This window comes from Lysinibacillus parviboronicapiens, assembly GCF_003049605.2.
Lineage (GTDB): Bacteria > Bacillota > Bacilli > Bacillales_A > Planococcaceae > Lysinibacillus > Lysinibacillus parviboronicapiens.
Genome location: NZ_CP073713.1, coordinates 1287876 through 1301812, shown reverse-complemented (window position 1 = coordinate 1301812; position 13937 = coordinate 1287876). Strand labels below are relative to the sequence as shown.

The 13937-nt window shown below is 37.6% G+C and carries 12 protein-coding genes; all 12 read right to left on the bottom strand.

Features of this window, described 5'->3' with window-relative positions:
• Positions 1-27: 27 nt before the first annotated feature.
• Positions 28-783: a lantibiotic immunity ABC transporter MutG family permease subunit gene (locus tag C9J31_RS06090; protein ID WP_107947856.1), complete on the bottom strand. Its 756-nt coding sequence runs from the start codon at positions 781-783 to the stop codon at positions 28-30.
• A gap of 4 nt (positions 784-787) precedes the next feature.
• Entirely contained in the window at positions 788-1522 is a 735-nt protein-coding gene (locus C9J31_RS06085; protein WP_107947854.1) for a lantibiotic immunity ABC transporter MutE/EpiE family permease subunit, read from the bottom strand.
• A gap of 1 nt (position 1523) precedes the next feature.
• On the bottom strand, positions 1524-2231 hold the full coding sequence (locus tag C9J31_RS06080) for a lantibiotic protection ABC transporter ATP-binding protein (RefSeq protein WP_107947852.1): 708 nt from the start codon (positions 2229-2231) through the stop codon (positions 1524-1526).
• 294 nt (positions 2232-2525) lie between these two features.
• Positions 2526-3392 (bottom strand): 2-oxoacid:ferredoxin oxidoreductase subunit beta, encoded by an 867-nt coding sequence (locus C9J31_RS06075; RefSeq protein ID WP_054767154.1) that lies wholly within the window; start codon positions 3390-3392, stop codon positions 2526-2528.
• Complete coding sequence (locus tag C9J31_RS06070) at positions 3392-5131, bottom strand: 2-oxoacid:acceptor oxidoreductase subunit alpha (RefSeq protein ID WP_107947850.1); 1740 nt, start codon at positions 5129-5131, stop codon at positions 3392-3394. The genes C9J31_RS06075 and C9J31_RS06070 overlap by 1 nt, the downstream gene beginning before the upstream one ends.
• Positions 5132-5791: 660 nt before the next feature.
• Entirely contained in the window at positions 5792-6058 is a 267-nt protein-coding gene (locus C9J31_RS06065) for a stage V sporulation protein S (protein WP_010858535.1), read from the bottom strand.
• Positions 6059-6651: 593 nt separating this feature from the next.
• Positions 6652-7449 (bottom strand): TIGR00282 family metallophosphoesterase, encoded by a 798-nt coding sequence (locus C9J31_RS06060; RefSeq protein WP_107947848.1) that lies wholly within the window; start codon positions 7447-7449, stop codon positions 6652-6654.
• A 143-nt stretch (positions 7450-7592) separates the two neighbouring features.
• A complete protein-coding gene (locus C9J31_RS06055) occupies positions 7593-8714 on the bottom strand; it encodes an acyltransferase family protein (RefSeq protein ID WP_107947846.1) in 1122 nt (373 codons plus the stop codon).
• 72 nt (positions 8715-8786) lie between these two features.
• Positions 8787-10295: a lipopolysaccharide biosynthesis protein gene (locus tag C9J31_RS06050; RefSeq protein WP_107947844.1), complete on the bottom strand. Its 1509-nt coding sequence runs from the start codon at positions 10293-10295 to the stop codon at positions 8787-8789.
• A gap of 13 nt (positions 10296-10308) precedes the next feature.
• Positions 10309-11391, bottom strand: a complete 1083-nt coding sequence (locus C9J31_RS06045; protein ID WP_238602003.1) for a glycosyltransferase family 2 protein — start codon at positions 11389-11391, stop codon at positions 10309-10311.
• On the bottom strand, positions 11381-12727 hold the full coding sequence (locus C9J31_RS06040; RefSeq protein ID WP_107947842.1) for a hypothetical protein: 1347 nt from the start codon (positions 12725-12727) through the stop codon (positions 11381-11383). Before C9J31_RS06040 ends, C9J31_RS06045 begins: the two co-directional genes overlap by 11 nt.
• Positions 12724-13905 (bottom strand): glycosyltransferase, encoded by a 1182-nt coding sequence (locus C9J31_RS06035; protein WP_107947841.1) that lies wholly within the window; start codon positions 13903-13905, stop codon positions 12724-12726. Before C9J31_RS06035 ends, C9J31_RS06040 begins: the two co-directional genes overlap by 4 nt.
• Positions 13906-13937: the final 32 nt, after the last annotated feature.

Below are 13937 nucleotides of genomic sequence, written 5' to 3'. Positions count from 1 at the left end.
ACCTTACCTCAACATTCTTTCTTTATTCTACCCCTCAGACTTTCTTCCTTCCCAACGCCAAAACCATAAACAAGCCCCTATAAATGCCAGCAATGTTGCACTAATACACGTAATCATACCAACTTGTAGTCCCGTATGCACGACAGAAAGCTCCACACCACTCTCGTATAGTGCCCAAAGAGAATTGAAATGTCCTCCCCAACCATAAGGAATAAAGGACCAAATGCCATCCCCTAGACCTGTCAGCAGTAAAGCGACCAAAAGTGCTTCCACGATACCTAGACCAATCGAAGCACCTTTGCCAAAACGAAGGCTCACAACAAGATGTAAAATATATAAAAATATAGTACTTCCGAATATAATACATGCACCTATCACATAAAACTGAACATCAAATTGGTCTTCATGTAAGATTTCAATAAAGCCAAAACTAAAAACTAAAATAGAGAACAGTATTGCAGCAAAGCCGAATAATAGTAAGTGCAGTAATTTGCTTACAAATGCCAATATTTTTATGCTTGTCGCCGTTAACATTAGCTGAAAATGACCGGCTGCTGCTTCCTGTTCTGCAGACATCGCACAAACTAATCCAATAATAATAGGGAAACCACACGCCAACCCTTGATAATAAGCATTTACCTTCCCATTAAAATCCCAAGGAGAATAGGAATAGTATGCTAAAAACAGCGCCGAAATAATGATCGGGACAAGTAGATGTGTGAGCAAAAATGGCGTCCTTTTTGATTTAACAAACTCCGCGCTCAGTAATCGAAAAATGACCATGCTGCTATTTCGCCTCCCTTCGCTGAAACCATCTTGCAGTAAGGAAGGTCAAACATACAAACCATATTAAAGCAATTATTACACCTGGTACGATAACGCCCGTGCTCAATAGTTCACTGCCATCCTGTACGGGTAGTCCATTAGGCATAATATGAAGTGTTGGACACAATAATCGCGCTGTAATTGCATAAGGAAAGGTAAACCAAAGCCCTCCATCTGCAAATGCGGCAACCCCAACAATATTGCCAACTAAATTTACTAAAATTGCCATATACGTGCCAAATTTCGCTGCTAGGAACAGACATAAGGGAATTTGCCATAATAACGTCACAAAAATTAAAAAACTTCCTGTTAGACTACTTTCAATGGATATACGATTACCAAAAAGTATCATTCCTCCAGCCGTTATACCAATGAAGAAAACAACTGTTATTAGTAACAGCCATGCACTACATGCAAAAATTTTGCCTAACCAAATCGTTTTTATATCAATCGGCATAGCGAGAATACTATGATATTTCAATTTTGAATCTTTTTCCACTATCAATGCACAACATATCGTCAGTGCGCCTGGTAGGAGCATTGTATACCACCAATTATAAGCCCCTGTTTGAAAAAAACTACCTCCCATTAAGACTGCACTTAGAAGCAACGTAACAATTGGAGTAAGCCAAACTAATGTTGGAATAAAAGTCCGTTTCCATTTCAATCTTTCCGCTTTCATAACGTGAGGTAACATTTTATTGTCCCGCCTTTCTGTTCGCGGCGACAACCTGCATAAATAGTGCTTCTAATTCTTGACCTTGTGGTGCAATCCCCTGATATCCTAATACTCCTCCAGCAATAATGCCGATTTCATCGACAACCTGTTCTACTTCGGACAAGATATGGCTCGACAAGATGACGGTAATACCCTGCTCAGGAAAAGAACGGATCAATTTCCGTAGTTCTTGAATTCCGATGGGGTCAAGGCCATTTGTTGGCTCATCAAGAATTAGGAGCTTTGGATAATTCAGCAGTGCGATGGCTATGCCTAAACGCTGTTTCATCCCTAACGAAAACTGACCGGCACGTTTTTTACCTGTATTGGTTAAGTCAACTATCTTAAGAACTTCATCTATACGGCTTTGGGGCAATCCAAGGGCAATTGTTCGGACCTTGAGATTCTCTCTTGCAGTTAAATTGTCATATAACGGTGGTGTTTCAATCAATACACCAATTTCGGTTAAATCTGTTCGATGCCAGTTATGTCCATTAAATAGTATGTTCCCTGCGTTTGGACGTAGCATGCCTGAAATCATTTTTAACGTTGTAGATTTCCCCGCTCCATTCGGCCCTAGCAATCCATAAACGGAGTTTCGCGGAATGGTCAACGATAAATTTTCTACAATCTTCTGTCCTTTAAAGCTTTTACAAAGATTTTCTGTTTGTAAAATAATAGCTTCCATAGTAAGTCATCATCCTTTCGATGACTTCATTGTAAAAAATGATTATAAGGATTTTATAAGGATTTAACTTTTAATAAGCACGTGCAACTTGAAATGAGCAAAATGAGTCGCCCAGCCTCCACTTCACTGGAAAAAGTAGCCTGCATCCATCGCTAGAAGCGTTTCTTTCCTTTGAGGTAGAAACGCGGAAAGGGAAGTAATTTTTGGGGGAACGCATAAAAAAAATGTAGGTAAACTCGATTTTCACAAGTTTACCTACAGCGCGATTCAATAAGCTTTTAATTCATCTTTTAGTTACATAAATTCATTGACTAATACATTAAATTGATCTTCGCTCATTTTAATATCAATATCTGTAAGCGGTAATTCAGAGTAGCCAGGGACTTTCTCTTGGTAAGAAGCCGTCGTTGTATCTTGATAGATAATACCTGTCACAAGCCCTTCATTTTCCATTACTGTACGCATTGCCATACCGCGATCTGAATTGTCATAGCCTTCAATATCTGCAAGCTTTGTTAAGTTCTCTTTGAACCAGTCGTAAGTGTTCACTTTGTTGTATGTTACACAGGGTGAGAATACGTTGATGAATGAAAAACCTTTATGGTTAATTCCTGCTTCAATTAGAGCTGTCAATTCTTTAATATCTGTAGAGAATCCTTGTGCCACAAATGTTGCACCACTTGTTAAAGCTACCTCTAATGGTTTTAATGAAGGCTCAATCGCACCACCTGGTGTAGATTTTGTGATAAATCCAGCAGCAGAACGTGGCGATGTTTGCCCTTTTGTTAAACCGTAAATTTGGTTATCCATAACAACGTATGTGATGTCAATGTTACGACGGATGGCATGAATTGTATGACCCATCCCGATGGCAAAGCCGTCTCCATCACCACCAGATGCGATAACGTTTAAGTCACGATTAGCCATTTTTAAGCCTTGGGCAATCGGTAGTGCACGTCCATGGATGCCGTGGAAACCATATGAATTTATATAACCTGAAATACGACCTGAACAGCCAATCCCAGAAATTACAGCCAGTTCGTTTGGCTCAATACCCACATTGGCAGCTGCACGCTGGATTGCGGCTTGTACCGAGAAGTCACCACAGCCAGGGCACCAGTTTGGTTTTACTGTATTACGAAAATCCTTAAATGTTGCCATTAGCGAGTCAGCTCCTTCACTTTATTTTCTAATTCACCTGGCAAGAATGGTGTACCGTCATATTTTGTGATTGTCTCAATTTTATCGTGGCCGCCAATATTCATTTTCATGATATTCGCTAATTGACCCGTGTAGTTATTTTCTACAACAATCACTTTTTTCGCTTGTGCCACAAGAGGTCCCATATCAGTAGATGGGAATGGATGAACTAAGCGAATATGTGCATGGTTCACTTTTATGCCTTGTGCATTGAGACGCTCTTGTACTTCTTCAATAGCACCACGCGTTGAGTTAAAGCCAACCAGTAGTATGTCTGCTTCTTCGTGTGGAGCATTTTTATAAACAGGTGTATCAAAGTTCAGTGCCGCAAGCTTACGGAAACGTTTATCCATTTGTGTACGACGGTTACCCGTTGCCTCAGAAGGCTTACCTGTTTCATCATGCTCAACACCTGTTACATGGTGAATACCATTTAACTGACCAGGTAAAACACGCGGTGATATACCATCTTCTGTATTTTCGTAACGTTTAAAGTAGGCTTTATCTACTGCTTCTTCAAGGTCTTCCGTAATGATTTTACCGCGACGAATTTCAATTTTATTGTAATCAAATGGTTCCGCAGTTTGTTTACCAAGTGATAACTGTAAGTCTGTCATTAAAATAACTGGTAATTGTAATTCTTCCGCAATATTGAATGCTTGTATTGTGTCAAAGAAAGCCTCCTGCATTGTAGAAGGGGCAATAACTACTTTCGGAATCTCACCATGTGTACCATAAAGCATAGCCATTAAATCTGATTGCTCTTGTTTTGTAGGTAGACCTGTCGATGGACCACCACGTTGAGTATCGATAATAACAAGTGGTTGTTCCGTCATACCAGAAAGACCAATGGCTTCCATCATAAGTGAAAGACCAGGACCTGCCGATGCAGTGAATGCTCGAACACCACCAAAGTTTGAACCAATGGCCATCGTAGCTGCTGCGATTTCATCCTCCGTTTGGATAACCGCACCACCGAATTTCGGTAATTTTTTTATGAGGTATTCCATAATTTCTGAAGCTGGTGTAATTGGGTATGCCGCCATAAAGCGTGTCCCAGCTGCAAGTGCACCTAGAGCTACTGCATCATTCCCAATCATGAACATACGGCGTTTGCCATCAGCAGGGGTTAATGCCCACTCACCAACGCGATCCCCTATTAGCTCATTCATCATTTCATGGCCGCGTGCAATAGCTTCCATGTTTTTTTGCACAACTTCTTCACCTTTTTTGCCAAAAATATCATCCACAACATTTTGGAAAACAGCATCCTCTAAGTTAAGAAGTGAAGCTGTAGCTCCGATGGCTACCATGTTTTTCATTAACGTTGTACCTAGTTCTGCCGCCACTTCTGTGAAAGGTACGGCAAATAATGGCGCCTTTGAGTCTTCCGGCTTTACAGGTTCAAATTTAGCATCAGCTAAAATTACACCTTTTTCTGTTAACTCTTTATAATTGACGTCGATTGTTTCTTGGTCAAATGCCACTAGTATATCTAAATCATCCGCAATTGAACGTACTTCTGTTGGACGAACTGTAATTTTATTATTCGTATGGCCACCTTTTATTCGAGAAGAGAAGTGACGATAACCGTATAGGAAATACCCTAAACGATTCATTGCCATTGAGAAAATTTCGCCTGTACTCTCAATCCCTTCACCTTGTTGCCCACCGACTTTCCATGAAAGCTGATGTAACATGTCAACAACTCCTTAAATCCATTGTGTACTATTATTTTTTCCTTCATAAGTTTAACACGAAGACACGGTCTGCACTATTGTTATTCCACGATTTAACCGAAATTCAGACCTTTGACCGAAAATGCCGTTCAAAAAGTTGTAATTTTCAGACCCATTGAATATAAAAAAATAACTTACTAAAATGCAATCAAGTATAGAATCCTCATTTGTTAGCAAAGTTATGTATAAAAGTTGCGCTTTCTTTGTACTATCAAGTTTGGCTTGCGGGTTTTTTTTGGTTGACTTGAGCGTTGCTCTCACTTACCCGAGCGCTTCTACTGCTGACCTGAGCACTACGATTCAAACGATATGAGACACAGCATATAATTGAATGCACGCCACAACAAAAAATGCCTCACACTATAACTAAGTGCAAGGCATTTCGGTTGTTTTTTATCGGGAACTAGCGAAGGCTTCATCTCCCACTTTCTTTGAGAGAACAAACAGCGTTAGTGCCTGATCGGTTCAAGTCAACAGGAAGTTCATTACTTATGCTCTGTAATTATTGCTGTTGCTGCGTTGACGCACAAATAAATTGCCATAGGAAGTGGCGTTCTTGTCATAAATTCCTAAATAATCGGTGGGGAATAAAAATCCCCCACCGATTAAAGGTTCACTTTATTATCGAACACGTTTTTCTACTAGCAATTTTAAAGCTGTACGTTCCTCACCAGCAATTAAAATATCGGCAAACGCCGGCGCGCAAATTAAATCTGTGCCACTTGGCGCTACAAATCCGCGTGCAATGGCCACTGCTTTCACGGCTTGGTTAAGTGCCCCCGCCCCAACTGCCTGCATTTCTGCTTGCCCTTTTTCTCTTATTACCGCGACTAATGCACCTGCAACTGAATTTGGATTAGAGCGTGACGATACTTTTAATGAATCCACAATTATTCCTCCCCGTTTCGCGAATAGTGTTTACGCTCAACAACTCATGTCCCCCTTTTCGGTCCTCAAGTTATTGTCCGTAGGTCATTTTATGCTCGCAATAACGAAAATAGACTATTTTCAATTCCGATATATTGCAAACCACTCAAATACATGAAATTTTATCATGCTCATCCTAAAATTCCTATGATGTAAAAGTGCATTTCCCCTTACTTCTACCAAGCGTTTATTTAAGGCATTATTGCCTTTTCCGATGACTCTTAGTTGTCGTATATTGAGCGATTAACGGACAAATTGCGCATGGAGTGTAGTGGATTTACACTGTCTTCTACCTTCTTCCGTTGCGTTGAACAGGATACATTAGTTGATTGGAGCACAGGCGGCGAGTTCTGCGAAAAATAGTTTGAGCGCAAGGCCCCGCAGAAGCGGAGCGACGAGAAGACTGAAGCCATGCCCGCGAAAAGCACCTGCCGTAGCGGACATTAATGGTTTCATATGGATACTGCAAATTTCAAAGAAAAAAGATTGTAAACAAACTCATTTTTTTGAGTTTGTCTACAATCTATCTTGTTCTTCACCAGTAGTTGTGCACATTATCCTTGGAACGGATAATCTTCATTTATATAAATTCTTTCGCAGTGCACAGCTTTTCCTGTTTTGTCATCAATTTCAACATAAAAGCCACTTAATACATCACGCCCTTTTTTCGGCACTTCAAAGCGAGATGGCATATTTGTCTGGAATTTGTAAATAACACTGTCCTTCGTCATCCCTAGAATTTCATCATAGGGTCCAGTCATCCCGACGTCAGTAATATAGGCTGTCCCATTTGGATAAATGCGTGCATCTGCAGTCTGTACATGTGTATGTGTGCCAACGACCGCTGACGCCTTACCATCTAAATGCCAACCAAGTGCAATTTTTTCACTTGTCGCTTCCGCATGGAAATCCACAAAAACAAGCGGTGACGTCTTACGTGCTTCTTCAATCAAGTCATCCGCCATGGCAAATGGATCCTCATGTGGCGGTAAAAATACTCGACCATGTAAATTAATAACCGATAATGTGACACCATTTTTTGAAATTTGCACCATTCCCTTACCTGGTGCCTCACTTGAAAAATTCGCTGGACGAATTAAATAATCCGCGTCATCAATAAAATCAAAAATATCCTTGTTGTCCCAAGTATGGTTACCCATTGTAATGACATCTACACCCATCTGTAAAAGGTCATTATAAATATTACGTGTAATCCCGCGACCTGCTGCTGCATTTTCGCCATTCGCAATGATAACGTCTAGATTAAATTTTTTCTTTAAACGTGGCAAATATTTTTCTACTGCATCACGACCAATTGAGCCGACAATGTCTCCAATAAATAGTACTTTCATTTTGCAAAACCACTCTTTCTATAAATAACAATCTTTAGTTTACCATTTTTTCTTTGCCAATCGCAAAATAAAACGTAAACCATGTCCGTTTACGCTTTACTAGTCTGACGATAGCTATCGTTCGAGCAATCCACCTTTAACAATCATTCAACAGTTGTATCATGACCGATGACCGAATGTGTTACGTTGTTTGCACTTTGTTTTTCATGAAGATGTACCTGCCCTACCAAGTAAGCACCGAATTTCCATTTGTTCAATATAGATGTCACATAAATAGCGCAGATTGTACTAACAAAAAATGATAAGAATACGACAAAAAAAATACTCAATTTTTCTTCGTAGTTCACTAAAAAGTTTTTCACCATAATATTGAATAGTGGGTGTAACAAATAGATTCCAAAGGAATAGCGACTAATGAAAATGATAAAACTTGGCATTCTCTGTATTTTGCTCGCAATATAAAATAATAAGAATGCAACGCTCAATGTATACAGGACGACATCTATTCTCTTTGAGTGAATTTCAGTAATTAAGCCCAAAACTTGGATCGCTAGTAAACCACTTAATGTGAAAAGAAATACAACAAATAGTTGATAACGAAAACGGTGTAACAAAGATAGAAAAATCTCATAATTCCTTCCGCAATAGTAGGCTGTTACAAAATAAGCTATCCATGCAGGAAAAGGCATCTTATTTAAAACGCTCCATTCCAGTTCTACATATGGCAGGTAATAAAAATACTCGTATGGATCAAAAAAATTAAAAAAGGCTAAATAACCGAAATTAATAATAAATGCGGTAATGATGACTTGATAGGCGGGATATTTCGGTGCAATATATTTTACGAACAGGGGATGTAAAAAATAAAACTGAAAAATGATGATGATAAAATAGCCATGAAAATTACCTTCGAATAAATTTAATATAACCTTTTTTTCAAATTCACCGCTATTCGTGCCAATCGAATGAAGAGCTGCATCTAGCACACCTATAAATAGAAATGGGATAAAAATATACTTAAAACGTTTCACATAAAATTTTTTGGGCAATTGATTTGGATAGGAATAGGCAATCACGAACTCTGAGATAAAAATAAAGAGTGGTGTTCCAAACATTAACGCTAATTGAATAGACGTCAGCACTGCTAATAATGGATTTTCCACTATGTCATACATATCTAACGCTAAAGTAACTCCGTGCATTAACACAATTCCCAAGCAGGCAATAAATCTTAGTAAAAATATTTCTTTCACAACTGGCTTCATTTTTCCCACCTGCCATTTCTAAGCAATCGCTTTTAGCTTAAAGATCATACTTACACATATAGGAAAAACTTTTTAGGTGTTGGTAATTGTACGTTTCACATGGTCCCAAATAGCTCGCATCATTTTAGGTTCAAGAAAAAAGTTCCCTAAAAGAACGATCGTAATGGTCCATAAGGAAACACATATAGCTGCTATCAACCAAGTACCGGCACCTGTAATATGGAGTTCAATGAAAAATGCAAATGGCGAGGCTGCGATGAATGCTAAAATCATATTGCGCGTTATTTTTTTAACAGTATGCAACGCTGAATTTTTTAAAATTTCTTTTGACGTATACAGAATTAAATCACAAGTTCGATAGGCATATGAACACAGCCCACCTATTAATACCCCCTCTACGCCCAAAAACTGTACAAAAATAATGGATGACACAAGGTTAATGACTGCTTCAATAATGGCACGGTTTTTCGTCTCTCTAAAATGGCCAGCAGCGTTTATTAAGGTATTAGAAGGAATGCGAATCGTATTCGCAACACCTACAATAACAAATAGCATCGCTAACCACGGTCGTATATAATTGACATCCTCAACACCCGCTGTATAAATAGTCATAAACGGTAAAATTAAAATGGCAGTACATGTATAACAGAAAGCAACAGCTGCATAAAAAACGGTCTCAAATTGTTGAAAATATTTATGAAGTTCGTCCCTATCCTCTTTTACAAGAATGTCCCCAAATGCTGCTAACATCGCCCCTGAAAAAGCTGAAACAAATAAAGTGACAGCATTAAACACCATATTGTACACCGTAAATACACTTACCTCAGCAAGCCCCAGAAAAACTGTAATTAAAATAAACGGAGTGTTAAAGACAACTAACGAAGCGATTTGATGAATTAAAGCATCCCATTTCGCTTTAATTGCTTGTGTATCTGGCTTTACACTTATATTAAAATAGCAATATTTTATTTTGACATAACGTCTTAAAAACACAATATCCAGTAATAACAAAACACTTGACCAAGCAATAACAACAACGATGGAGAAACCCAGAGTTATAAAAGTTATTGCCAGGATTGTACTTGCAATAACTAAGATTACTTGAATCCGAAAAATAACATAACTTTTTTGATCCGCTGTCAAAAGGACTAAATATTTCCCTATAAAAAAATACTCCCACATACCGCTTATCCCAAGAATAAGGACTAGATATAAGGCCGTACGTGGATTCACCTCGTCGCCCACCACTAACGGATAGAAGATAGCTAACAATGCGACTAACATAGTGAAAATAATGCCTGACCGTCTATAAAAATGATTTGTAGCTGACAGAATACCATTTATCTGCTCTTTATCCCTCAAGGACAAGGGCTTATAAAGCGCCGCGATTGACGCATTTCCTACCCCCGCTTCGATAATTTTTAAATAGCTTAAAAATTGCTTAATGGATGAAATAAGCCCATTTGAAGCGGAACCATACGTCGTCATAAATAATCGAGGTAAAATAAAATTAATGGCTGCCGTAACAATTTGAAGCATGATATTCGACATTAAATTCATTATCACTTTTTTTGTTCTCATGTTGGCAAACCCCTTATCCTTTCGTAACAACAGGATTAAAATCCCTCATGTCACTGCTGAACCGATTCACCAAAACCAATACATAGAGTAATTGAATCTGTTGTTTCTTTAATAACCTAATGTAAACCTTTGATTTAAGCGGCATTTCCTTTAGCTGAACAGCATGTAGTGCCTTATGGATATCCTCATGAGCTAATATTTTTTTGATAAAGGATTTTTTCTTATGGAATCTCTTATGATTGTACCGACTAAATTCATTTTGAACCGCTGCAATCGCTAAATACGTAAAATAATACTGTAATTGTTCGGTAAAATTAGGAACCACATCTTCTGTTTTTCGTTTACAGTCATTCAATTGTTCACACAACACAAGTATTTTTTCAAAGAACTTGTCATCATAATGCGCTGTCATGGAAGAAGGGGTTTGGCGATAATGATAAAGATACTTATCTTGTAATATAAATATCCTGTTTGCCTCAAGTAAACAGGGATACGTACAAGCAACATCTTCCCCTAGACGAATTCTCTCATCTACTTCAAATTGAAATTTTTCTAACAGCTCTCTTTTAAATAATTTATTGGAGACCGAAGGAAATAATCCGAAACGAAAATATTCGCCTGAATAGAGCATTACTGGATAAACCTCTTGCTTCATCCTATCTTTCCTGTAAAGGCCCGGCGCAACAAATTGCGTTCGTTTCACCTCTTGCTCTGAATAATTTTCAACAATATCACAAATTACAATATCTACGTCAAATTTACGTGCGGCATCACATAATGCACTGTACATATCAGCTTCAATCCAATCATCGCTATCCACATAGCCAATATATTGCCCACAGGCAATTGTCAATCCCGCTTTCCTTGCGCTGACAAGTCCACCATTTTCTTGATGAATTACAATAATTCTCGCATCACGCTCCGCATATTCCTCGCAAATTATTGGACAGCTATCGGTCGAGCCATCATTTACTAGAATTAATTCAAAATCTACGAATTGCTGTTTTAATATGCTCTCAATGCACTTTCTTAAGTAAGGCTCCACATTATAAATAGGCACAATAATACTTAAAAACGGCACCGCCTCATCTCCCATTCATACGGATTTCCTGACTTTTATGCATCGTTAATGCAAACATGAGTAATAAAATATGATACGGAAAATAATCCATTACAAATGAATCAAGTCCAATATTCGCTATTAACATGATATAAAGGGGAATGGCGTTGACCGATAGTAATGGAAAGCTCGTCTTTTCTATAATGCCAACATTGTTGTTCAGCACTTTATACAAACTTAAAAGGTATAGTAAAGCGAGTACTACTCCACATAAACCTAAATAATAGGGCGTCGATAAGTACATTGTATGGGCCATCTTCACTTTCGAGAAAGTTGTGCCAAAGCCTGCTCCTAATATGAATATTTTCGTACTTTGTAAGATTTCACTGGCAAACATCCCCCAACTACTCACACGCCCAGTCGTAATAGCATCGGTGGAAATTCCTGCTCCAAAAAAGCGAATCCAATAAATCTCGAATAACTTCTCGTAAAAAAAAAACAGTACTGTTCCACATATTACCACTATGAAAGAAGAAAACTTTATAGCTGTTTTTACATTATTTTTAAAGAACACAATAAACGTCATCAAAATTAAGGCCATTAATGTGATGATAAACATTTTAGAATAAGTCAGTATGCCAAAGCCCGCTAGGATAATAATCAAAACAATCGACTTTTTCTCCTTTTTCCCATTGACATTGAACAGTACTAATAAACAAGACATAGCTATTAAAATTTGCAGACTAAAATAATTAGGGTCTAAATCTAAACCAGTAAACCTAGTACTGATCATACTTAATGTCCTTACCGTATTCACAACTGTCATAGATTGAATAAAACTATCAATTGCTGGGACGGAAAAGCTGACTATACGAACTACTGCAGCTGCAAGTAAACCGAGCACATAGATATACGTGTACCTTCTAAAGTATTCTTTATCATGAATGGCTTCGACAGCAAAAAAGATGACACTATAGTTCAATACAAAGCCCAACACTTCAATAAGATTACCGCCGCTAAGTAGCGTTACAGCAACAGCATAAAATACAAAGAGAAAATAGGTTAACACTAGTCTTGTTGAAATACCCTCGTTTTGTAAAATAATCGTTATAATACTTAACACAATATAGAAAACGCTTAGGACTACAAAAAGTGAATAGCTCGTTAAATCGAACTTAATGACATACACCCACGAAATAAAAAATAACAAATAGTCAATTCTATGCTGTTGCTTATCACAAAGCATAGCCATAGACGTTAGAAGAAAAAAAATCCAAAGAAATAAATTGCTACCTGTGTACATTTTTAACACAACAAATATACTGGAAATAATACACATAAAAATACTGAAATAGTTATTTTTCAATATCATTTAGCATCAAACTCCAATACTAGTTGCTCTTGCGCTTTTTGATTTGTATATTGATTTTCTTCAATAAACTTTTTCATTGTTTGGAGCCTGTCAGCGTTTTCGATTACACTGGCAATGACTGGATAGAGATCCTCTACATTGCCGCTTGTAATCAAGCCATTTTGGCCATCACTGATTTGTTCCCTAGCGGCTGCAAAACTCGTGGTAATGACCGGCGTTTCTAATATCAACGCCTCTCCTACCACCATTGGATAACCCTCATAGGCAGATGTTAAAATGAGTACATCACTTTGTCTTATAAAAGGATACGGATTGTGACATTCACCGATAAATTCAACCACATCATCTACGCCTAATTCAAAAGCTAATCTTTTATTTTGTAGTAAATCTGGCCCGTTACCTAAAATTCTCCAACGAAAATTACTAATGGAAGCTTCCTTTAGTAACTTACATAGATGCAAAATTAACTCGAACCTCTTGGTGGCATTTTCAATCCTCCCAATAGATAATAAATCCATCGTGCCTTTTTCAAATGCTGTATATTGCCAGGCTAACTCCTTTATTTCTTCAATTGGGAAAAAATTATAGATGACTTGAATTTTAGTTTTATATTGTGGGAGAAAGTGCATTAAATTTTGCTTACATGCTTCAGACACACAAAACAATCGATCATAATTTTTATAGGTTATGACACATACATCATAATTAAAGTTAGCTTTAAGGGGATCCGTATGTATCCACGCGAACTTCCTATTTGCCTTAACAAATTTATCTACAAATAAATTAGTGCCTTGATTGAAATAACTATGTGGCACATCATTAAAATAAGAAATCGCAATATCATAAAGTCTATTATTGCTATGTGTTTTTAATAATATTGCATATAAATTGTTAGACCCAATCAAGCGAACGACAATCATACAAAAAATACGCAGCATGATATGCCACACATTCTTTCTTTTTTTTACTTCGGCAAAAGGAGTAGCGATTAGTTTTAACAGCAAGTTTCCAGTATATACATTTACATTAGGGGGAATGTCCTTCATTAATACTCCTTCAGCAAATGTAAAAACATCTATTTCATAGTGCTTATAGAGACTTACTTCTTTAAGCGTATTAATTAAAGCCTTTTGAATACCGCCCATCTGAAAATTTTGTGCCACAAATAATATCTTCATAAAGCCCCCCTAATCCAATATTATTGTCAATT